The organism is Bradyrhizobium sp. USDA 3364, from assembly GCF_054056355.1.
Window position 1 is genome coordinate 2,726,001 of sequence record NZ_JBSRYG010000002.1, and the last position, 20,439, is coordinate 2,746,439.

Here is a 20,439-nt window from a genome sequence, read left to right on the forward strand (position 1 = left end):
CATGATTGATCCGCTGATGGCATGAACTAAATTGCAACGGCTTGCGACCATGATTAAGTCAAACGAAGCGGTCGTAGAACCGCTGGGGGGAATCCATGGGCGTAATGCTCGATACCGTCGGTAAATGGCTCGCGGGGTACCTGTCGAAGGAAATCCCCGGCTACGAGCCGTTCACGCCGAGCGACCCGGACCATCTGCGGGGCATCATGCAGCCCGGCGATGTGCTGCTGGTCGAAGGCAACAACCGGATTTCCGGCATCATCAAATACCTCACGCAATCGACCTGGTCGCATGCCGCGCTGTTCGTCGGACCGATCGACGGCGCGTTCGAGCCCGACGGCGAACAGCATGTGCTGATCGAGGCCAATATCGGCGAAGGCGTGACGTCGGCGCCGCTGTCGAAATATCTGTCCTATCACACCCGGCTCTGCCGTCCGGTCGGACTGTCGTTCGAGGACCGCACCACGGTGTGCCGCTACGCCATCAACCGCATCGGCTTCGGCTACGACACCAAGAACATCGTCGATCTCGCGCGCTATCTGTTTCCGCTGCCGATCCCCCAGCGCTGGCGCCGCCGGATGATCGCGTTCGGTTCCGGCGATCCGACCAAGATCATCTGCTCGGCGCTGATCGCGCAGGCGTTCGATGCCGTGCGCTATCCGATCCTGCCCAAGATCACCCGCGCTGCCAGCCGCAAGGCGCGCCGCGAGATCCTGCATATCCGCGATTCCTCGCTCTACATGCCGCGCGATTTCGACATCTCGCCCTATTTCGAAATCGTCAAACCCACCATCGTGCACGGTTTCGACTACACGACCCTGCACTGGGCCGACAAGCAGAAGCCGCTCCAGGAGGTGGCGGGCGAATTCGGTGTGTTTCCAGAATGCAAGTCGCCGCCGCTTGTTCCTGAAGCGACTGACGAAGAGACGGCGCTTCCGGCTGCGGAAGTGACCGCGGCGGATACTGCGCAGGCGTGATGGCGGCGGCCTGGCGGTCCAACCGCCTCAGGCACACAGCCGCCAAGTGGATCATCGGCATGATCGAGCATGCACGGCAAACACGCTACGCCGCCTTCGCCTTGGTGCCGCGCGGCAGGCCGGCGCGGGCGAGGCCGCCATAGAGCTGCTCGTTCGGCATCTCGGATTTCAGGATCGCACGCACCTCGACCAGGCGATCGAGATCGATGCCGGTCGGAAATCCCTTGCTCTCGCACAGGAACACGAGATCCTCGAACACGACATTGCCGGTCGCGCCCGGCGCGAACGGGCAACCGCCGAGGCCGCCGAGCGAGCCGTCGAGCACGCGGGCACCCTCGTCGAGCGCGGCGGACGCATTGGCGATGCCCATGCCTCGGGTGTCATGCAGATGCACGCAGACCGGCTTGGAGCCTGCGATCTTCACCGCGCCGCGCGTCAGCTCGCCGACCTGCTTCGGCCCGGCATAGCCGACCGTGTCGGCGATCGCGACCATGTCAACGCCGACCTCGTAGAGCTTCTCGGTGAGGCGCAACACCTCGTTCGGATCGACGGCGCCCACGATCGAGCAGCCCAGCCCCATCGAGATCGCGGCATTGACCAGCGGCTTGTGCGCGCTGGCGTCGCGCAGCTCGCACAGACGCCTGATGTTCTCGATCGCGGACTCGCGCGAGCGGTTGGCATTGGCCTGGCTGTGCTCCTCGGTCGCCGACACCACCGAGGCGATCTCGGCGACGCCGGAGGCCAGCGCCTCGTTGACGCCGCGCTCGTTCAGCGCCAGGGCTACGCCATGCGCGCCGGGCAGCGCGGCGATGGTCGCGACGACGTCGCGGACATCGACGAATTGCGGAAAGGTCTTGGCCGGCAGGAACGAGCCGACCTCGAAATGCCGGACGCCGGCGGCATATTCGTCGCGCACCCAGCGCTGTTTCGCGGCGGTCGACGGGAATGTCTTCACCAGTTGCAGGCCGTCGCGCAGACCGACTTCGCGCAGGCTTACTCTGTCGTTCGGATAGATATCGTGGACGCGGGTCATGTCAGCCTCACGCAGCGTTTCCGGTTGATGAGATCTTCTGTTGGGCGAGCTCGGTACGAACCGCCTCGGTATCGGCGCCGAGCACCGGCACCTTCAGGCCTTCGCCGATATTGCGGCCGTTCCACTCGACCGGCAGCGCCGGAACGCGAAACGGCTTGCCGTCGGCGTTCAGATTGTTGACCAGTCCCCCGGGACGCAGCACATGCGGGTCCTGCAACAGATCCTCCGGCCGGTTGATCGGCGAGAAGCAGATGTTGAGCGCGTCGAGTCGCGCCGAGAGGTCGGCCACGTTCCAGCCCTTGATCACCTCGGCGACGCGCGGAATGATCCGGTCGCGCGCCATGATGCGGTCCGTGGTCGAGCGCAGCGTCGGATCGTCGGCGAATTCCTGCAGGCCGAACTCGCGGCAGAAACTCTGCCAATGGCCCTCGGTGACGACGCCGATGAAGATGCGGTCACCGCCGGCGGCATCGAAGATGTCGTAGATCGGCCAGGCATGCTCGCGCTCCGGCATCGAGCGCGGCTTGCGCCCGGTCATCTCGTACTCGACCATGTGCTGGGCGACCAAAAACAGGCAGTTCTCGAACAGGCCGATGCGGATGTCGGCACCATCAGTCTTGCCGCCGCGCTTCTGATAGAGCGCGGCGAGAATCGAGATCACGCCGAACATGCCGCCCATGATGTCGTTGGCGGAGGAGCCGACGCGCTGCGGCTTCTCGCTGGTGCCGGTCATCGCAGCGAGCCCCGACATCATCTGCACGACCTCGTCGAGCGCCGGGCGGTGATCATAGGGGCCGGAGAGAAAGCCCTTGTGGCCGGCGATGATCAGATGCGGATATTTTTCGCGCAGCTCCTCTGCGCCGAGGCCCTGCTTGTCGAGCTGGCCGTCGCGGAAATTCTCCAGGAACACGTCGGCGCCGGCGAGCAGGCGATGCATCGTGTCGCGATCCTCAGCCTTGGCGAAGTCGAGCACGACGCTGCGCTTGCCGCGGTTGAACAGCGGGAAGAACGAGACCCCCATGCCGCCGAGCGAGCGGGTCTTGTCGCCTGCCGGAGGTTCGACCTTGATCACCTCGGCGCCGAGTTGCGCCAGGATCATCCCGCAGGTCGGCCCCATCACCATGTGGGTCATCTCGACGACCCTCACGCCCTCCAGCGGCAGTCCGCTCCCGGTCATCGGTTTCTCCGTGCTCGTTGCGCTCGTTTTGAGTATTTGGCGCAGGTTAGGCTTCCGTACGCTATCTGAAAAATATAATCTGTCGAATAGTGCATTCGTCGTTCTAGAACGCTGAACCGTCATGGATTCGCGCCAGCTTCGCTATTTCATCGCGGTCTACGAGCAGCGTAACCTGTCGCGGGCGGCAGATCAGGCCAATGTCGCGCAGTCCGCGCTGAGCCACCACATCGCCAATCTCGAGGCGGAATTCGCCACGCCGCTGTTCGAGCGCAAGCCGCGCGGCATGGAACCGACCGCGGCCGGCGAGCGGCTCTACGAGCATGCCCGCATCATCCTGCGCGCGATGGCGGCGGCCGAGCGCGAGATCAAGGAAGGCGGCAGCGAGATCGCCGGCGACATCTCGATCGGCATGGCCAATTCCGGAATGAAGGCGATCGGCGTGCCGCTGATGCGGACCGTGCTGACGAAATATCCGAACCTGAAGCTGTCGCTGACCGAGAGCCTCTCCGGCGCGACGCTGCTGCATCTGCTGAGTTCCGATGTCGACCTCGCACTGGTCTACAACCCGCCGTCGGAAAAGGATCTGATCGCCGAGCCGGTACTTGAGGAGCAGATGTTCTGCGTCGGCACCGAGAAGCTGATCGGCAAGAGAGCGCCGATCGCCTTCGAGGAGGTGGCACGGCTGCCGCTGATCCTGTTGCGGTACGGGCTGTCGGCGCGCGCATTGCTGGATGATCCCGTGTTGCTCAAGCGGCTCGAGGCCAATGCCATCATGCATCTCAACTCGACCAGCGGCATGATCGGCGCGCTGACCGCGGGCCTCGGCTGTACGATCGCGACGACGCATTTCGTCAGCGAACCGTTGAAGGCACGCCTGCTGGTCGCGCGCGAAGTCGTCGAACCGAAGCTGACCCGCACGCTCTATCTCTGCCGCCTGCGCAACCGCCCGATGACGTACGTCATGGAGGAAATGTGCCGGCTGATCCGTGCCCTGATCGCGGACCAGGTCGGCCGCGGCGCCTGGGAGGCGACGCTCCTGATCTGATATCGAAAATCTCGAACGATCCCTTCGATATGTTCGTCTGGATTTCTGGCTTCCGGCTGCCAAACATGGCGACGGGCACGCCTTCGCAAGAAAGGCGGCCGCTGGACCACACGGGGAGGACCACCATGAGCGCCGTCGAACTCGGCTCGGTTGCCGATCTTGCCAACACGACAAGCGGACCGGACCAGATCTCGCGGCAGCTCGAGGCGCTGCCGACCTCCGCCTATGTCTGGCGGCTGGTGATCCTGCTCTCGCTCGGCGGCTGCTTCGAGATCTACGACCTGTTCTTCACCGGCTATATCGCGCCCGGCCTCGCCCGCAGCGGGCTGATGACGACGACCACGCAGGCCTTCTTCGGCTTCTCCGGCATCGGCGCGTTCGTCGCGGCGACCTTCGCCGGCCTGTTCATCGGTACCTTCTGCCTCGGCTTCCTCGCCGATCGTTACGGGCGCAAGGCCGTCTTCACCTGGTCGCTGCTGTTCTACAGCGCGGCGTCTGTCATCATGGCGTGCCAGACCACGCCCGGCGGCCTCTTGCTGTGGCGCTTCATTGCCGGAATCGGCATCGGCATCGAGGTCATCACCATCGACGCCTACATCACCGAGCTGGTGCCGAGCTGGATGCGCGGCCGGGCGTTCGCGATCAACCAGGCGGTGATGCTGTCGGCGGTGCCGATCGTCGCCGCGCTGTCGTGGTGGCTGGTGCCGCTCTCGCCGCACGGCATCGACGGCTGGCGCTGGGTCGTGCTGATCGGCGCGGCTGCGAGCATGATCATCTGGGTGCTGCGGCTCTACGTGCCGGAAAGCCCGCTCTGGCTGGCCCGCCATGGCCGCACTGCTGAGGCCGAGACAATCATGCGGGCGCTCGAGGCCGCATCGGGTACGGCCGCTCCGCGCCCCATCGTTCCGGCTGCGATGTCGGCACCACGAGCGCCGGTCGAGACCGGCTACGCCGACCTGTTCCGGCCGCCCTACGCCTCGCTCGTCGTGCTCTTGATGGTCTTCAACCTCTGCCAGGCGTTCGGCGTCTACGGCTTCTCCAACTGGGTTCCCGCGCTCCTCGTCGAGAAGGGCATCAACGTCACCAGGAGCCTGCAATATTCCTTCATCATCGCGGTCGCCTATCCGCTTGCGCCGCTTTTGGCCTCAACCTTCGCCGACCGCTTCGAACGCAAATGGATCATCTGCGGCGCGGCCGCCGCGATCGCGGTGTTCGGCCTCGCCTTCGCGCAGCTCACCGAGCCGGTGCTGCTGATTGCCAGCGGCGTGCTGGTGACAGGGGCCAACATGACGCTGTCCTACGCCTATCACGCCTACCAGACCGAGGTGTTCCCGACCGCGATCCGGGCTCGCGCCGCCGGGCTGGTCTATTCGATGAGCCGGCTCAGCGCGACCTTCTCCGGCTTCATCGTGGCGTTCATGCTGAAGGAGGCCGGCGTCGGCGGGGTGTTCGGCCTGATCACCGCGGCGATGATCATCGTGATCATTGCCATCGGTGTCTGGGGACCCCTGGTCCGCGGCAAGCCGCTCGACGCCTAATCAGAGCATTTCGGCGCGGTTTCCGACCGCGACACAAGCGGCACTTGCCGAAGCCATATTGGGTGGCTACCTCTCGCGGGTAATTTGCAGAGGTAATCCGGTCATGTTCGACGCCGCCGTCAAGGCGCTTTCGCAAATCCTGTCGCCGCCGATGCGCACGATCCTGTGGCGCTCGATCGGGCTTGCGCTGGTCTTGATCACCGTGCTGGCGATCGGGTTGCAGCGGCTGCTGAGCTGGGTCGCCGACTACGGCGAGGTCTGGGCCGAAGGCATGCTCGGCCCCAACTTCCATTCCACGCTGCACGTGCTGTCCTGGATCATCTCGATCTCGGCCGGGCTCGGCGTCGTGCTCGGCGGCATCTTCCTGATGCCCGCGATCACCTCGCTGGTGGCGAGCCTGTTCGTCGACGACGTCGCCGATCATGTCGAGCGCGAGCACTATCCGGCCGACCATCCCGGCGTGGCGCTGCCGGTCACGCTCGCGACCATCGAGGGCGTCAAGACGGCGCTGCTGACGATCCTGGTCTATCTGGTCGCGTTGCCGTTCGTGTTGTTCGCAGGCGCGGGCTTCATCATCTTCTTCATCGCAACCGCCTGGCTGCTCGGGCGCGAATATTTCGAGCTCGCGGCGATGCGGTTCCGCTCGCCTGATGACGCCAAGGCGATGCGCAAGGAGAATGCGGCAACCGTGTTCATAGCCGGCCTGTTCATCGCAGCCTTCGTCTCGATCCCGATCGTCAACCTGGCGACGCCGCTGTTCGGCATGGCCTTCATGGTGCACATGTACAAGCGGCTGTCCGGCCCGCGCCGCGAACTGATCGAGCCCGCGCGCCGAAGCAACGTCTCGATCTAGGCCGCATCCCGCTGGGCCGGCAGCGATGCAGGCGTCCGGTCGCGCGCAAAGGGCACCAGCAGCAGCCCGACGATCGCCACGCAGGCCAGCATCGCCCATGCCTCGTTGACGGTGAGCGCCAGCGAGGCCCGTTCAACCAGCGGCCGGATGAACGCCACCGTCGCCTCGTCGGGCGGACCTGGCGGACGGTTGATCAGCAACATCGGATCGAGCCCGATCGCCTGCGCCGCGTTGACATCGCCTGCCAGCAGCCGCGCACGGAAATCTCCGCCATAGATCGGGCTTCGGCCGTAGAGGATCGTATCGATCAGGGCGATCCCGATCGCGCCACCCAAATTGCGCATCAAGTTGAACAGCCCGCTGGCGTCGGCAATCTCCACCTCCGGCAGCGCGCCAAGCGCGATGCGCGTCGGCGGCAGCAGGCAGAACATGATCGCGACGCCGCGCACGACCTGCGGCCACAACATCTCGCCGAAATCAGCGGTGCGGGGCTGAAAGGTGCTCAAGCCGAGACCTAATGCGAACAGGACGAAGCCCGCGCCGGTCAACGACCGGGCGCCGATGCGGCTTTCAAGGACGGCCGCAAGCGGCGCGGCGACGAGCTGCGCAACTCCGGTGACCAGCATGATGGTGCCGATCTCGAAGGCATCATGGCGGCGGACGAAGCCGAGGAACACCGGCATCAGGTAGGTCGATCCGTACAGGCCGACGCCGAGGCAAAAGCTCAGGGCACAACCGATCGCGAACGAGCGCCGCCGGAACAGGGTCAGTCGCGCAATCGGATACGCCGCACGGAGCGTACGCCGGATCAGCAGCGCCATCCCGGCAATGCTTCCGATCAGCAAGCTCAGGCACAGCATCGAGACCCAGCCACGTTGCGGCGCCTCCTTCAGGCCGATCATGAAGCTTGCGAGCACCGCTGCGAGCAGGACGAGCGACACCTTGTCCAGCCTGATGACCGCGCGGAGATGCATGTCTTGCTTCGGAAGCAGCAACGGCGTGATCGTGGCGGCAATCGCCCCGGGGATCGCATTGATTAGGAACAGCCAAGGCCACGACCAGGTCTGCGTGATCCAGCCGCCGACGACGGGTCCAACGGTCGGTGCAAGCACCGCGACGACGCCGCCGATCGTGGTGGCCACCGCATGAAGACGGACCGGGAACAGCATGAACACGGCGGAGAATACCGCGGGGATCAGGACGCCGCCGGAAAATCCCTGCAACACGCGAAAGACCAACAGCACAGCAAGGCCGCCGCTGACGGCGCAGCCGATCGACGCGACGGTGAACAGGCTGACGGCGATCGCGAACAACCATCGCAGCGACAACACGTGCGTGAGCAGTCCGGTCAGCGGGATCGCGACCACCTCGGCGATCAGATAGGCGGTCTGGATCCAGCTCATCGCGGAAGGCGAGATCGCGAGCGCACGCTGGATCGTCGGCAGCGAGGTCGCGACCACCTGGATGTCGAGGATCGCCATGAACATGCCGAGGCACATCAGCAGGAACCCCGCCCAGGTCGCAGCCGATGGGCTGTCGGTTGGGTGATCCGCCCGGGCGCTCATGGCGTGCTGCTACGCGGCCAGTCGGAAACCGAGAGAGCACGGCTCTCGGCGCGGATTCGGACCGCAAGCACCGCGAGATTGAGCACCGTGAAGACCAGCGCCAGCACCGGCAGGTGCAGTGCAAGCGGAAGTAGCGCGATTTCGCCGATGACGACGGCATAGTTCGGATGCGGGAAGAATCGATAAGGCCCGGATGCCACCAGCGGCACGCCCGGCAATACGATGATCCGCGTGGTCCATCGCGGCCCGAGCGTGGCGAGGATCCACAGCCGCAAGCCTTGCAGCATCAGAAAGGCCGTGAGCGCGGCCGGGTTGACATCCTGATTGCGGCCCCAAATCCACAGCGCGATCAGCCAGCCGGCGTGAACCAGCACAATGAGCGGGTAGTGACTGGCGCCGATTTCGATCGCGCCGCGCGCCAGGAGCCGCTTGGTGTTGCGACGTGACAGCACGAGCTCGCCGAGACGCTGCAGCGTGACCAGCGCAAGGACGACCGAGGCGAAGCTCACGCCGCGTGCCTGAGCGCAACACAGCTGAGCGTGAAGCCCGGCCCGAGCGCCGTGAGCAGCGAACGTGAAGGCAATCCCTTGGCGCGGGCGCGTTCGAGCACAAAGAGAACCGTCGGCGCCGACATGTTGCCGCAGGCCGCGATGACGTCGCGCTCGTGATCGAGCGTGCCCTGATCGAGCGCGAGCGCGCGCTCCAGCGCGGCGATGACCTTGGAGCCGCCGGGATGGCAGAGGAAGCGATCGACATCATCGGCCGTCAGCTGCATCCGCGTCAGGATCTCGGCGACGGCCGGCCCGAGATTGCCGCGGACGAAATCCGGAATGGTTCGCTGGAACACGACGCCGAATCCCTCCGGGTCGACCGTCCAGCCCATGATGTCGAGCGTATCCGGCCAGAGCTTTTCGCCCGCCGCCTCGATCCGCGTCGCACCGCCATCACCGGCGCGCAGCACAATCGCAGCGGCGCCATCGCCGAACAGGCTGGCGGCGACGATGTTCGCCTTGGTGAGCTCGTCATGGCGAACCGCGAGCGTGCAGAGCTCGAGCGCAACCAGCAGCACGTTCGCACCGGGCCGCGCTTGCGCCAGCCGCGACGCGATCGAGAGGCCCGACACGCCGCCCGCGCAGCCGAGGCCGAACACCGGTACGCGCGACACGTCCGTCCGCAGCCCAAGCTTGCCGGCCACGCGCGCCTCCAGCGTCGGCGTGGCGATCCCCGTCGAGCAAACCGTGACCACGATATCGATGTCGCTGCCGGTCAGGTCGGCACGCGCGATCGCCTTTTGGGCAGCGTCGACGAACAGCGCCTCGGCGCCTTCCAGGAACGCCTGCGTCCGCTCCGGCCAACCGCGCCGCTCGAGATACCATTCGATCGGCTTCACCCCATAGCGATGCTGGATGCCGGTGTTGGCGAACAGGCTGGAGAGCGTCTCGAATTCGGGGTAGCGCTCGGCGAGCAGGTTGCGCGCGGCCTGCAGGACTTGTCCCTGGTGGAACAGATGCGGTGGAACCGCCGTCGCCAAGGAAACAAGTGCGGCCGTCTGCTTGGTCTCAATCATCGTGGCTCCAGTTCCCCCGCTTGTGGAACCACGCGACGTGCAAAATATTTCAGACGCCCGAGAGATAGAGGCGGCGCCCCCTTCACTATAAATTGACCCCCGGCGCGCTATCCGCGCGGCGCCGTCGGCAAATCAGGAAGCGGTGGCGCCCGGCTTGCGCAGCACGTTCTTCACGAAGCCAAGCGGTACCGGCGACAACGGGCCCTGCGGCGCGCGCGTGATCAGGGCGACTAGGACCAGCGCCAGCATCGCGAACCAGAAGCACAGCCAGAAGCCGTCAATATAGGCCAGCGTGTTGGCTTCGCGCTGCACCAGCGCCGCAAGCGTGCCGACGGCCCGCCCCGTCGCTGCCCCGATGCCGTGGCCGGAAAACTCACCCGCCAGCCGCTTCAGCAGGTTCACGACGTCGACATTGCCATTCTGGACGTGCTGTCCGAGGTAATTGGAATGGATCTGCTCGCGAACCCGCAGCCAGGTCCCCATCAGCGCGATGCCGATCTCGGCGCCGCCGAGCCGCATGATCTGGATATAGGCCGCGAACGCGGTCGCCCGCGACGGATCGGAGTTCGACAGCGCCATGATGATGATCGGCAGCAGCGTCAGCGCCTGCCCGACCGACAGCAACAGGACAATGCCGACAAAATCCTCGCGCGCCCAGACATGGCTCAGCTGCGTGCCCCACAGATTGGCCGCGGCGAATGCCGAGAAGCCGAGCACCACGACGATGCGCGGATCGAGGTGGCGGAGCAGCAGGATCGAGATCGGCACCAGCACGAACATGGGCAGCGCGCCGTAGGTGAACAGCAGCACGCCCGACTGCTCCGGCCGCAGCGCGCCGACAGAGCCGAGGAAATTCGGCACCAGCGACGAGTTCGACAGGCTGGTCAGCGTGTACAGCAAGATGACGATCAGCGAGAGCCCGATATTGCGCGAGAACAGCACGTTGAAATGCGCCCAGGGCCGGCGCGCGACCATCTCGTTGATCATGAAGGCGATGATCAGGAATCCGCCCGCGATCAGGAGGGCCATCACGATCCCTGACGACAGCCAATCGAGCCGGTTGCCCTGATCGAGCCCGGCATAGACCATCGCCACCCCGGCGCCGAGCAGCAACATGCCGCCCCAATCGGCATGATGCAGCAGGTCGCGATTGACCGGCTCGTTCGGCGTGCCGAGATACACCATCAAGCCCATCAGCGGCGCGATCACCACGCCCTGCCAATACAGCCACTGCCAGCCGAGGTGCTCGACATAGAAGCCGACCAGCGAGCTCGACGAGTCCAGCGCGAAGCCGACACGGATCGAGTACATCGCGATCGCCGGAATCCACCATCGGATCGGCAGATTGCGCAGGATGATCATCAGCGTTGCCGGCACGAAGGTGCCGAGCAGCATGCCGTGCGCGATGCTGAGCGCGATCAGCGTCGTGTAGTCGCGCACGAACGGAATGGTCAGCGAGACCACGGCATAGACCAGGCTCGGAATGCCGAGCACGCGCCGCAGGCCGAACGCGGTGGCGAGCCAGGCCACCGCGGGTGCGATGAAGATCTGCGAGCCGATCGCGGCGGTGGAGAGCCAGGCGCCTTCGTCGAAAGAGAGCGAGAACGCGCCGCGCAAATCGGGCAGCCCGACCGTGGTCAGACGGCTGTCGAAATTCGCCAGGAACGCGCCGAGCAGCACGGCGACAACAGCGAAAAGCGGATAGCGCGCGACGTCGCCGCGCGAGACCGGACCGTGTGCGCGGTCGTCATTCTCCGCCATTGGCGACCGCCTCGCCGGTGTTGATGCGGGTGACGACCGACATGCCCGGCAGCAGGCGCTCGAGCAACGGCTGGTTTTTGTCGAACTGGATACGCACCGGGATGCGCTGTACCACCTTGGTGAAATTGCCGGTGGCGTTGTCGGGCGGCAGCAGCGCGAACTGCGAACCGCTGGCCGGCGCGATGCGCTCGACTGTGCCGCGCAGCCTCTGACCGGAGAATGTATCCACGGTGACCTCGACCGGCTGGCCCGGCCTGACGTTGGTCAGCTGGGTCTCCTTGTAGTTGGCGATCACATAAACATTCGGCAGCGGCACGACATTGATCAGATTGGTTCCGATGTTGACATAGTCGCCCGGCTGCACCTGGCGCTCTCCGGTGACGCCGTCGAACGGCGCTACGATCCTGGTGTAGCCGAGCTTGAGCCTGGCCGACGCCAGCAGCGCCTTGGCGGCGTCGAGATCGGCGGCACGCTGCTTCTTGGTACCTTGCAGAACCTCGAGTTGATGACGTTGTGCTGCGATCACCGCGCGGCTGGCCTGCACGTCGGCTTGCGACTTGGCGTAAGCCGCAGTGGCCTGTTCGAGCCGCTGCAACGTGCCGGCATCGGTTTGCGACAACGAGTGCTGACGCTCCTCCTCCTGGCGCGCCAGGGTCTGCTGCGACTCGGCAGATAACCGCGAAGCCTCGGCCTGCGCGATGGTCGCATATTGCAGCTCGACCTGATTGTTGAGGTTGTCGAGCACGGCCTGCGCGCCGACCACGCCGGCCTCGGCCTGTGCGACCTGCGCCTGATAGTCGGCAGGATCGATCTGCACCAGCAGATCGCCGGCCTTGACGCGCTGGAAATCGGAGACGGCAACCGTCAGCACTTCGCCGGAGACGCGGCTGGAGAGCTGGGTCAGCTCGGCCCGCACATAGGCGTCATCGGTGGTCTGGATCGTGGCGGCGCCGACCCACGCGTTCCAACGGCTGGTTGCCACCACGACGAAGGCGAGCGCGACGAGCACCGCGAACAGCGGGATCGCGAAGCGGCCCCAGAAGCCCTTCGTCGCGGATTTCGGCGTGACTGGCACTGCCGCCGGGCCAGGCGCGGTCTGAGTGGCGGGTGACGGACCGTCTTGAACCTGCTCTGCCACACTACACTCCCTCAGGCACGCTACCGAAAACGCTCTACTAGCACACGATGACGATCATGCCTCATCAGACAGTCTTCTCCGGCCACCGGCAGAGATCATTGATCAGACATACTTCGCAACGTGGCCCGCGCGCGAGGCAGGTGTAGCGGCCATGCAGGATCAGCCAGTGATGGGCGTGCAGCATGAACTCCGTCGGGATCACCTTCTCCAGTCCCAATTCGACCTCAAGCGGCGTCTTGCCGGGTGCAAGCCCGGTGCGGTTGCCGACGCGAAACACATGGGTGTCGACCGCCATCGTGTGTTCGCCGAACGCCATGTTGAGCACGACATTTGCGGTCTTGCGGCCGGCGCCGGGCAATGACTCGATTTCGGCGCGAGTGCGCGGCACCTCGCCGCCGAATTCAGCGATCAGCTTCTCCGAGAGCGCGATGACGTTCCTGGCCTTGTTGCGATAGAGCCCGATGGTCTTGATGTACTCGCGCACTTTGTCTTCGCCGAGCGCAAGCATCTTCTCCGGCGTATCGGCGACCTCAAACAGCGCTCGTGTCGCCTTGTTGACGCCGGCGTCGGTCGCCTGCGCCGACAGCACCACCGCAACCAGCAGCGTGTAGGGATTGAGATGCTCGAGCTCGCCCTTCGGCTCGGGGTTGGCCTTGCGGAACCGGTCGAAGGCCTCGTAGACCTCCTCCGCCGACCATGGCCTGGGCTTTGCGACCTTCTTGACGGCCTTTGCGGGCAGCTTTTTTGCCGCGCGTTTGGACAGCTTCTTTGCCGCTTTCGCGGCTTTCTTCTTCGGCGCGGACCGAATGCTTGGCGTGCTGGCGCGTTGAGAGCGGATGATTTTGGCCATGAACGGGATATACTGACACGTCATGACCGCAGGCAACGACTTTGATCCCGCGAGCGAAGCCGAGGCGACCGGCCCTGACGAGGCCGAGCCGAAACTGTTCTCGGCGCTGCTGACGCCGCACCGCTCGCTGAACCGCACGGGCTTTATCGTGCTGATGTCGTTCGTCACCGTGGTCAGCTTCATCGCCGGCGCGGTGTTCTGGTGGCTGGGTGCCTGGCCGATCTTCGGTTTCTTCGGCCTCGACGTGCTGGTGATCTACTGGGCATTCAAGGTCAATTTCCGCACCGCCAAGGCGAGTGAGGAGATCACCGTGACGCCGTCGGAACTGCGGGTGCGCAGGATCAGCCACCGCGGCCATGTGGTCGAATGGGTGCTCAATCCGCTCTGGGTCCGGTTCGAACAGATCTCGCATGAGGAGTTCGGCATCGAGCGGCTTTACCTGGTGTCCCGGGGCCGCCGGGTCAGCGTCGGCAGCTTCCTCGGCCCGGATGAAAAGGCCAGTTTTTCCAAAGCCTTAACAGCTGCGCTGAATGCCGCCAAACGCGGCCCCACTTACAATCCCATCGCCTAGTCGAACTTCGTTTGAGCATGATCTTGCCGGAAAACCGGTCCCCATTTTTCCGGATCATGCTTGTCAGAAATCGGGTGGTTTGGACGCGCCATGGCTCCTAAATCAGACACCATGATGACACTCGCCATACATGATCAGCGCCTGGCCAAGCCGGGCCTCCAGAGCGCCGCCCTGCGCGACTATGATTCAGTGCGGCGCGCCATCGCGTTCATCTCGGAACATTGGCGTACGCAGCCGACCATCGAAGCGATGGCCGATGCCGCCGCCGTGACGCCGGATGAGCTGCACCACCTGTTCCGCCGCTGGGCCGGGCTGACGCCGAAGGCCTTCATGCAGGCGCTGACGCTGGACCACGCCAAGAACCTGCTGCGCGATTCCGCCAGCGTGCTCGACGCGGCACTCGACTCCGGCCTCTCGGGCCCGGGACGGCTGCACGATCTGTTTGTCACGCACGAGGCGATGTCTCCAGGCGAATGGAAGACCGGCGGCGGCGGCATGACGCTGCGCTACGGCTTCCACCCCTCGCCGTTCGGCACCGCGATCGTGATCGCAACCGACCGCGGGCTGGCGGGGCTTGCCTTCGCCGACCCCGGCGACGAGCAGACCGCATTCGCGGACATGAAGCGACGCTGGCCGAACGCAACCTATGTCGAGGACACCGACGGCACCACCGCGCTGGCGCAGCGCGTGTTCGATACGCGGTTGTGGCGGGCGGACCAGCCGCTCCGCGTCGTCCTGATCGGCACCGACTTCGAGGTGCGGGTCTGGGAAACGCTGCTCAAGATCCCGATGGGCCGTGCGGTCAGCTATTCCGACATCGCCTGCAACATCAACAACCCGAAGGCCTCACGCGCGGTCGGCGCCGCGGTCGGCCGCAACCCGGTGTCGTTCGTGGTGCCGTGCCATCGCGCACTCGGCAAGAGCGGCGCGCTGACCGGCTATCACTGGGGCGTCACCCGCAAGCAGGCGATGCTGGGCTGGGAAGCCGGCCAGGTCGGGTTGCATTAGGCGTCTTGGTGCGGGGGCCTTCGGTCCCTCACCGTCACCCTGAGGTGGCCGCTTCTTCAGCGGCCCTCGAAGGGTCGACGGCCACCAGCGGGGCCGTGCATCCTTCGAGACGCGCGCAAGAGCGCGCTCCTCAGGATGACGGGTTGAGCGTTGGTTAAGCGGCGAGATCGACCTTTGAGGCCACGGTGGAATCGGCGTTGAGCCGGTAGACCACCGGCGCGCCGGTGGCGAGCTCGCGCTTGAGGATCTGCTCCGGCGAGAGCTTCTCCAGCACCATGATCAGCGCGCGCAGCGAATTGCCGTGGGCGGCGATCAGCGTGCGCTGGCCGCGCAGCACGCCGGGCAGGATCTCCTGCACGTAATAGGGCAGCGTGCGCGCCAGCGTGTCCTTCAGGCTTTCGCCGCCGGGCGGCGGCACGTCGTAGGAACGGCGCCAGATCAGCACCTGGTCCTCGCCCCATTTCTTGCGGGCGTCGTCCTTGTTGAGGCCGGAGAGATCGCCATAGTCGCGCTCATTGAGTGCGAGATTCTTCGTGGTCGGCAGGCCGGTCTGGCCGATCTCTTCCAGCATCAGCTTCAGCGTGTGCTGCGCGCGCGTGAGATCGGAGGTAAAGGCGACATCGAACGACAGGTCCTGCGCCTTCAGCTTGCGGCCGGCATCCTTGGCTTCAGTGATGCCCTGCTCGGTGAGATCAGGGTCCTTCCACCCTGTGAAGAGGTTCTTCAGATTCCATTCGCTCTGACCGTGACGAACGAGCACAAGAAGACGATCACTCATTTCAGATTCCGTTTCGCTTATTTGGATTTGATCTCGAGCGACCTCAGTCGCTCAACCCGAGAACGTCGGCCATCGAATACATGCCGGGCTTCTTGCCATGCGCCCACAGCGCCGCCTTCAGCGCGCCCTGCGCGAACAGCGCGCGGTCCTCGGCATGATGCGAGAGCGTGATGCGCTCGGAGGGACCGGCAAAGATCACGCTGTGATCGCCCGCGGCGGTGCCGCCGCGCAACGAGGCAAAGCCGATATCGCCGGCACGCCGCGCGCCTGTCAGTCCATCGCGGCCGCGCGCCGAGTGCTGATCGAGCGCGATTCCGCGTCCCGCGGCGGCGGCTTCGCCGAGCATCAGGGCGGTGCCCGACGGCGCATCGATCTTCAGCTTGTGATGCAGCTCGAGAATTTCGATGTCAAAACTCTGGTCGAGCGATTGCGCGACGCGCTTGACGAGCGCAGCGAGCAGATTGACGCCGAGGCTCATATTGCCCGACTTCACCACGATGGCGCGGTTGGTGACGCTCCGGATCACCGCGTCGTCGGACTGCGACATGCCGGTGGTGCCGATGACGTGCACGAGGCCGCGCTCGGCCGCGATCGCGACATTGGCGATGGTCGCGGCCGGCACGGTGAAGTCCAGAATGCCGTCGGCACCCGCCGACATCGACCACAGATCCGCCGACAGCTTGACGTCATTGGCCGGAAGGCCGGCGAGCACGCCGGCGTCCTTGCCGAGCAGTTCCGAGCCCGGCGCCTCCAGCGCGCCGACCAGCACCGCCCCCGGGGTTTCGGAAATCACCCGCGTCAGCGTGCGGCCCATCCGGCCGCCGGCTCCCGCAACAATCAGACGCATGTCAGCCATGGCTCACCTCTCCACGCGATATAGCGAGCCAAGACTGTTCCGGCAACCGAACCCGTCGCCCCGGCTAGGGGCTCTCGTGGCCCTCGATGATGATGAGGTCGGCGATCGAGTGGGGCTGCCGCACCTTGATGTTGGCCTGATATTCCGGCGAATTGTAGCAGGCGAGCGCGGTCTGATAGTCCGGGAATTCGATCACGACGTTGCGCGAACGGCTCTGGCCTTCCACGCCGGTGAACTTGCCGCCGCGGACAATGAACTTGCCGCCGAATTTCTGGAAGATGGCCGTATTGGCCGCCATGTACGGCTTGTAGCCTTCCTCATTGTGAACGTCGACGCGTCCAATCCAGTATCCCTTCGCCATCTCTGGTCTCCCTTGTTGTTGGTTCAGGCGAGTGCCTGGGCGATCTCGGCGTGAATGGCTTCGGCGGCGGCCTTCGGATCGGCGGCTTCCATCACCGGGCGCCCGACCACCAGATAGTCAGCGCCGGCCGTGATCGCACGTGCCGGCGTCATGATGCGCTTCTGGTCGCCGGTGGCGGAGCCCGCAGGGCGGATGCCCGGCGTCACGAGGTTCATCTGATCGCCGACGATCTTGCGCAGGGCGGCGGCTTCCTCGGGCGAGCTGACGAGACCGTCGACACCGAGCGCCTGCGCCTGCCTGGCGCGCGCCTCGACGAGATCGGAGACGTTGAGGCGATAGCCCGCCGCATGCAGGTCGCTGTCGTCGTAGGAGGTCAGCACCGTCACCGCGAGGACCTTCAGGCCGGAGCCTGCGCGCGCCTCGACCGCCGCCTTCATGGTCTGCGGGTAGGCATGCACGGTGAGAAAGGTCGCGCCGAGACCGGCGACGCTTTCGACGCCGCGCGCAACCGTGTTGCCGATGTCGTGCAGCTTGAGATCGAGGAAGACTTTCTTGCCGCGGCCCGCGAGTTGCTGCGCCAGCGCGAGGCCGCCGGCGTAACCGAGCTGATAGCCGATCTTGTAGAAGGTGACGCTGTCGCCGAGCCTGTCGATCATCGCCTCGGCGCTGGCGACCGACGGCAGATCGAGCGCCACAATCAACCGGTCTCTTGGAGCGATCCTTGGAGCGATCTGGGCTGGCTGCATCTCACCTCACATCATGCGTTGGGAATGGTCGATCAGCTGCCGCACCAGCGCCCGCATCGCTTCGATGTCGCCCTGGTGCTTCAGACGATCCATGTCGTCATAGGCCTGCTCGGCGAATGACAGCGCGAGCTGGTTCGGGATCACGGTGGCGTGGCATGCCGACAGGATCAGGCGCAGCGCCGCCAACGCGCGCATGCCGCCGAGCCGGTTGCCGGATGCCGCCGCGATCGCGAAGGCGCGGCCATGGAACACCTGGCCGCGGGACTCATGCGGATCCTGCACGCGGCTCACCCAGTCGATCGTGTTCTTCACCAGCGCCGGCACCGAGGAATTGTATTCCGGCGTCACGATCAGCACGCCATGATGGGCGCCGATCATCCGCTTCAGATTGACGGCATGCTGCGGCACGCCCGATTTGGCCTGCAGGTCGCCGTCATAGATCGGCAGCGGAAAATCATCGAGCGAGATGCGGGAAACGTCGGCGCCTAGCTGCGCGATCTCGTGTGCCAGCACGGCCGCCAGCTTCGCATTGAGCGAGCCTGATCGAAGCGATCCCGGGATCACGAGGATTTTCAGCGCGGACATTTTGAAATCGCAGGTTGGGCTCACGCCCAGCGCGACAGCACCGAGCGATCAGCCCTTGCGATACACCCAGACCCGCGCCGGCGGAAGGTTCATCCAGATCCGCTCGGAGGCTTCTGTGGACACGCCGGGCAGAGACTTCGGAATCGGGGGCACCACCGAATAGGTGAACTGCACGAAGGGCGCGCCCGGAGCGAGCGCCATGAAGGCGTCACGGACCAGCCTCAGGCGCGTCAGCATCGGCTTGGTGACCAACGGCAGGCCGGAGACCATGGCGGAGGCGGGAGTCTTCAGCACCTCCCACAGCGTATCGCGCAGCCTGTAGGCGTCGCCTTGGACCACCTTGGCCTGCGGATAGCGTTCGCGCAGCAAAGCGCAGAAACCGGGATTGTATTCGACCAGGACAAGCCGCTTCTGATCGACGCCATGCTCGATCAATGCACTGGTGATCGCCCCGGTGCCCGGCCCAAGTTCGACGACCGGCCCTTCCGCGTCCACATCGACATATTGCGCCATGGTGCGCGCAAGCAGCCGTCCGGACGGCATCACTGCGCCCATATGCAGCGGCTTCTCCATCCATGAACGGAGAAAACGAACCTCGTCGTCGAGACGGAGGGGCTTCTTCGACGCACGCACGGACGATTGCAAAGGCATGTCGCTACCAGGCGGGGACCGCACAATCGAGCGGTTGTCAGAAAACGGTCATAAACACGTATAGATCGAAGTCGTTACGGTCAAGCATAACGACTGCGGCTAGACGGAGCGGCTTCCGAAGAAGTCCTTGACCTTAGAGAAGAAACCCGCTGCCTCCGGCTGGGTTGCGCCGGACGATAGCTTTTCGAACTCCATCAGCAGTTCTTGCTGTTTCTTGGTCAGATTCTGCGGGGTTTCAACCACGACCTGGACATACATGTCGCCGGTCTGGCGCGAACGGAGCACCGGCATGCCCTTTGATGCGATGCGGAATCGCCGGCTGGACTGAGTGCCGGCCGGCACCTTCACCTTGGTCTTGCCCTTGTCGATGGTCGGCACCTCGAACTCGCCGCCGAGCGCTGCGGTGACCATCGAGATCGGCACGCGGCAGTGCAGGTCGGCGCCGTCGCGCTGGAAGAACTGGTGCGTGGTCAGCGAGAGGAAGATGTAGAGGTCGCCGGGCGGGCCGCCGCGGACGCCGGCCTCGCCTTCACCGGCGAGACGAATACGGGTGCCGTCCTCGACGCCCGGAGGAATGTTGACCGACAGCGTGCGCTCGCGCGTCACCCGGCCGGAACCGGCGCAGGAGGTGCAGGCGTCCTCGATCATCTGGCCGCGGCCCTGGCAGCCGGGGCAGGTCCGCTCCAGCGTGAAGAAGCCCTGGGCCTGCCGGATACGCCCGGCGCCGCCGCAATGCGAGCAGGTCTTCGGCTTGGTGCCGGCCTTGGCGCCGGTGCCCGAGCACGATTCGCAGGTGACCGAGACCGGGATCTCGATCTGCGCGGTCTTGCCCTGGAAAGCCTCCTCGAGCGTGATCTCCATGTTGTAGCGCAGGTCGGCGCCGCGTTCGCGGCCGCCGCTGCGGCGCTGCCCGGCCATGCCGAACAGATCCTCGAAGATGTCGGAGAAGGACGAGGCGAAGCCGGCGCCGAAGCCGGGGCCGCCGCCGCCCATGCCCTGCTCGAAGGCGGCATGGCCGAAGCGGTCGTAGGCGGCGCGCTTGTCACCGTCCTTCAACACCTCATAGGCTTCGTTGATTTCCTTGAACCGGACTTCGCTGGTGGCGTCGCCCGGATTCTTGTCCGGATGCCATTTCATCGCGAGCTTGCGGAAAGCCGATTTCAGCTTGGTCTCGTCCGCGTTCCGCTCGACCTCGAGGGTCTCGTAATAGCAGCGCTTGGTGGACATCCTTCAATTCCGTCCGAAGTTCATCGCCATCGCTAACGATTGCGTCAAGGATTGCGCCTGTCTGGAAGATGCAGCGATCGCCTTAAAGAAAAATGACCCCCACTCCTCCGAGACGCGGCGCGTACTCATTGGTGTGAGGGTCATGATCGCTA

At 65.2% G+C, this 20,439-nt stretch carries 21 protein-coding genes; 6 read left to right on the plus strand and 15 right to left on the minus strand.

Annotation, left to right across the window (positions count from 1 at the left end; all coding sequences use genetic code 11):
* Positions 1-95 precede the first annotated feature (95 nt).
* A complete protein-coding gene (locus ACVILL_RS12760) occupies positions 96-977 on the plus strand; it encodes a YiiX/YebB-like N1pC/P60 family cysteine hydrolase (RefSeq protein WP_456729360.1) in 882 nt (293 codons plus the stop codon).
* An 85-nt stretch (positions 978-1,062) separates the two neighbouring features.
* Here ACVILL_RS12760 and ACVILL_RS12765 read toward each other — a convergent pair whose 3' ends face one another.
* Both ACVILL_RS12765 and ACVILL_RS12770 read right to left on the minus strand, forming a co-directional pair.
* Positions 1,063-2,010: a hydroxymethylglutaryl-CoA lyase gene (locus tag ACVILL_RS12765; RefSeq protein ID WP_456729361.1), complete on the minus strand. Its 948-nt coding sequence runs from the start codon at positions 2,008-2,010 to the stop codon at positions 1,063-1,065.
* Positions 2,011-2,017: 7 nt separating this feature from the next.
* A complete protein-coding gene (locus tag ACVILL_RS12770) occupies positions 2,018-3,187 on the minus strand; it encodes a CaiB/BaiF CoA transferase family protein (RefSeq protein ID WP_456729362.1) in 1,170 nt (389 codons plus the stop codon).
* A 121-nt stretch (positions 3,188-3,308) separates the two neighbouring features.
* Between ACVILL_RS12770 and ACVILL_RS12775 the strand changes: the two genes are divergently transcribed.
* The 3 genes from ACVILL_RS12775 (at position 3,309) to ACVILL_RS12785 (ending at position 6,623) form a co-directional block, all read left to right on the plus strand.
* Positions 3,309-4,232: a LysR family transcriptional regulator gene (locus ACVILL_RS12775; RefSeq protein ID WP_456729363.1), complete on the plus strand. Its 924-nt coding sequence runs from the start codon at positions 3,309-3,311 to the stop codon at positions 4,230-4,232.
* A gap of 125 nt (positions 4,233-4,357) precedes the next feature.
* Entirely contained in the window at positions 4,358-5,770 is a 1,413-nt protein-coding gene (locus ACVILL_RS12780) for an MFS transporter (protein ID WP_456729364.1), read from the plus strand.
* 103 nt (positions 5,771-5,873) lie between these two features.
* On the plus strand, positions 5,874-6,623 hold the full coding sequence (locus ACVILL_RS12785; RefSeq protein ID WP_456729365.1) for a sulfate transporter family protein: 750 nt from the start codon (positions 5,874-5,876) through the stop codon (positions 6,621-6,623).
* Here ACVILL_RS12785 and ACVILL_RS12790 read toward each other — a convergent pair.
* From ACVILL_RS12790 to nth, 6 genes are all read right to left on the minus strand, one after another.
* Positions 6,620-8,188, minus strand: a complete 1,569-nt coding sequence (locus ACVILL_RS12790; RefSeq protein WP_456729366.1) for a DHA2 family efflux MFS transporter permease subunit — start codon at positions 8,186-8,188, stop codon at positions 6,620-6,622. The two genes, ACVILL_RS12785 and ACVILL_RS12790, sit on opposite strands and share 4 nt — an antisense overlap.
* Entirely contained in the window at positions 8,185-8,697 is a 513-nt protein-coding gene (locus ACVILL_RS12795) for an isoprenylcysteine carboxyl methyltransferase family protein (protein ID WP_456729367.1), read from the minus strand. The genes ACVILL_RS12790 and ACVILL_RS12795 overlap by 4 nt, the downstream gene beginning before the upstream one ends.
* Positions 8,694-9,755: a type III polyketide synthase gene (locus ACVILL_RS12800; RefSeq protein ID WP_456729368.1), complete on the minus strand. Its 1,062-nt coding sequence runs from the start codon at positions 9,753-9,755 to the stop codon at positions 8,694-8,696. Before ACVILL_RS12800 ends, ACVILL_RS12795 begins: the two co-directional genes overlap by 4 nt.
* A gap of 132 nt (positions 9,756-9,887) precedes the next feature.
* A complete protein-coding gene (locus ACVILL_RS12805) occupies positions 9,888-11,516 on the minus strand; it encodes an MFS transporter (protein ID WP_456729369.1) in 1,629 nt (542 codons plus the stop codon).
* The gene (locus ACVILL_RS12810; protein ID WP_456729370.1) at positions 11,503-12,654 is read right to left on the minus strand and encodes an HlyD family secretion protein; all 1,152 of its coding nucleotides are present in this window, start codon (positions 12,652-12,654) and stop codon (positions 11,503-11,505) included. The genes ACVILL_RS12805 and ACVILL_RS12810 overlap by 14 nt, the downstream gene beginning before the upstream one ends.
* Before the next feature lie 64 nt (positions 12,655-12,718).
* Complete coding sequence (nth, locus tag ACVILL_RS12815) at positions 12,719-13,504, minus strand: endonuclease III (RefSeq protein WP_456729371.1); 786 nt, start codon at positions 13,502-13,504, stop codon at positions 12,719-12,721.
* 22 nt (positions 13,505-13,526) lie between these two features.
* Here nth and ACVILL_RS12820 point away from each other — a divergent pair, with 22 nt between their 5' ends.
* Together ACVILL_RS12820 and ACVILL_RS12825 are read left to right on the plus strand one after the other, a co-directional pair.
* Positions 13,527-14,075, plus strand: coding sequence for a DUF2244 domain-containing protein (locus tag ACVILL_RS12820; RefSeq protein ID WP_456729372.1), 549 nt, complete (start codon positions 13,527-13,529; stop codon positions 14,073-14,075).
* Positions 14,076-14,186: 111 nt separating this feature from the next.
* The gene (locus ACVILL_RS12825; RefSeq protein WP_456734255.1) at positions 14,187-15,083 is read left to right on the plus strand and encodes a methylated-DNA--[protein]-cysteine S-methyltransferase; all 897 of its coding nucleotides are present in this window, start codon (positions 14,187-14,189) and stop codon (positions 15,081-15,083) included.
* 154 nt (positions 15,084-15,237) lie between these two features.
* On the opposite strand, the gene ACVILL_RS12830 is transcribed toward ACVILL_RS12825, so the two are convergent.
* From ACVILL_RS12830 to dnaJ, 7 genes are all read right to left on the minus strand, one after another.
* A complete protein-coding gene (locus ACVILL_RS12830; protein WP_456729373.1) occupies positions 15,238-15,861 on the minus strand; it encodes a 2,3-bisphosphoglycerate-dependent phosphoglycerate mutase in 624 nt (207 codons plus the stop codon).
* Positions 15,862-15,904: 43 nt separating this feature from the next.
* Entirely contained in the window at positions 15,905-16,717 is an 813-nt protein-coding gene (dapB, locus tag ACVILL_RS12835; RefSeq protein WP_456729374.1) for a 4-hydroxy-tetrahydrodipicolinate reductase, read from the minus strand.
* A 64-nt stretch (positions 16,718-16,781) separates the two neighbouring features.
* A complete protein-coding gene (locus ACVILL_RS12840) occupies positions 16,782-17,078 on the minus strand; it encodes a DUF1330 domain-containing protein (protein WP_456729375.1) in 297 nt (98 codons plus the stop codon).
* 23 nt (positions 17,079-17,101) lie between these two features.
* The gene (pyrF, locus tag ACVILL_RS12845) at positions 17,102-17,824 is read right to left on the minus strand and encodes an orotidine-5'-phosphate decarboxylase (protein WP_456729376.1); all 723 of its coding nucleotides are present in this window, start codon (positions 17,822-17,824) and stop codon (positions 17,102-17,104) included.
* Positions 17,825-17,830: 6 nt separating this feature from the next.
* Complete coding sequence (locus ACVILL_RS12850) at positions 17,831-18,409, minus strand: NADPH-dependent FMN reductase (RefSeq protein WP_456729377.1); 579 nt, start codon at positions 18,407-18,409, stop codon at positions 17,831-17,833.
* 48 nt (positions 18,410-18,457) lie between these two features.
* A complete protein-coding gene (locus ACVILL_RS12855) occupies positions 18,458-19,060 on the minus strand; it encodes a class I SAM-dependent methyltransferase (RefSeq protein ID WP_456729378.1) in 603 nt (200 codons plus the stop codon).
* A gap of 99 nt (positions 19,061-19,159) precedes the next feature.
* The gene (dnaJ, locus tag ACVILL_RS12860; protein ID WP_146986226.1) at positions 19,160-20,287 is read right to left on the minus strand and encodes a molecular chaperone DnaJ; all 1,128 of its coding nucleotides are present in this window, start codon (positions 20,285-20,287) and stop codon (positions 19,160-19,162) included.
* Between the last annotated feature and the right edge of the window lie 152 nt (positions 20,288-20,439).

Excerpts from the sequence above, each read along its gene's own strand:
- ACVILL_RS12770 (WP_456729362.1), bottom strand. The coding sequence starts at position 3,187 with ATGACCGGGAGCGGACTGCCGCTGGAGGGCGTGAGGGTCGTCGAGATG.
- pyrF (WP_456729376.1), bottom strand. The coding sequence starts at position 17,824 with ATGCAGCCAGCCCAGATCGCTCCAAGGATCGCTCCAAGAGACCGGTTG.
- dapB (WP_456729374.1), bottom strand. The coding sequence starts at position 16,717 with ATGGCTGACATGCGTCTGATTGTTGCGGGAGCCGGCGGCCGGATGGGC.
- ACVILL_RS12830 (WP_456729373.1), bottom strand. The coding sequence starts at position 15,861 with ATGAGTGATCGTCTTCTTGTGCTCGTTCGTCACGGTCAGAGCGAATGG.
- ACVILL_RS12790 (WP_456729366.1), bottom strand. The coding sequence starts at position 8,188 with ATGAGCGCCCGGGCGGATCACCCAACCGACAGCCCATCGGCTGCGACC.
- ACVILL_RS12820 (WP_456729372.1), top strand. The coding sequence starts at position 13,527 with ATGACCGCAGGCAACGACTTTGATCCCGCGAGCGAAGCCGAGGCGACC.
- ACVILL_RS12760 (WP_456729360.1), top strand. The coding sequence starts at position 96 with ATGGGCGTAATGCTCGATACCGTCGGTAAATGGCTCGCGGGGTACCTG.
- ACVILL_RS12785 (WP_456729365.1), top strand. The coding sequence starts at position 5,874 with ATGTTCGACGCCGCCGTCAAGGCGCTTTCGCAAATCCTGTCGCCGCCG.
- ACVILL_RS12765 (WP_456729361.1), bottom strand. The coding sequence starts at position 2,010 with ATGACCCGCGTCCACGATATCTATCCGAACGACAGAGTAAGCCTGCGC.
- ACVILL_RS12800 (WP_456729368.1), bottom strand. The coding sequence starts at position 9,755 with ATGATTGAGACCAAGCAGACGGCCGCACTTGTTTCCTTGGCGACGGCG.
- ACVILL_RS12780 (WP_456729364.1), top strand. The coding sequence starts at position 4,358 with ATGAGCGCCGTCGAACTCGGCTCGGTTGCCGATCTTGCCAACACGACA.
- nth (WP_456729371.1), bottom strand. The coding sequence starts at position 13,504 with ATGGCCAAAATCATCCGCTCTCAACGCGCCAGCACGCCAAGCATTCGG.
- ACVILL_RS12850 (WP_456729377.1), bottom strand. The coding sequence starts at position 18,409 with ATGTCCGCGCTGAAAATCCTCGTGATCCCGGGATCGCTTCGATCAGGC.
- ACVILL_RS12840 (WP_456729375.1), bottom strand. The coding sequence starts at position 17,078 with ATGGCGAAGGGATACTGGATTGGACGCGTCGACGTTCACAATGAGGAA.
- dnaJ (WP_146986226.1), bottom strand. The coding sequence starts at position 20,287 with ATGTCCACCAAGCGCTGCTATTACGAGACCCTCGAGGTCGAGCGGAAC.
- ACVILL_RS12805 (WP_456729369.1), bottom strand. The coding sequence starts at position 11,516 with ATGGCGGAGAATGACGACCGCGCACACGGTCCGGTCTCGCGCGGCGAC.
- ACVILL_RS12775 (WP_456729363.1), top strand. The coding sequence starts at position 3,309 with ATGGATTCGCGCCAGCTTCGCTATTTCATCGCGGTCTACGAGCAGCGT.
- ACVILL_RS12855 (WP_456729378.1), bottom strand. The coding sequence starts at position 19,060 with ATGCCTTTGCAATCGTCCGTGCGTGCGTCGAAGAAGCCCCTCCGTCTC.
- ACVILL_RS12825 (WP_456734255.1), top strand. The coding sequence starts at position 14,187 with ATGATGACACTCGCCATACATGATCAGCGCCTGGCCAAGCCGGGCCTC.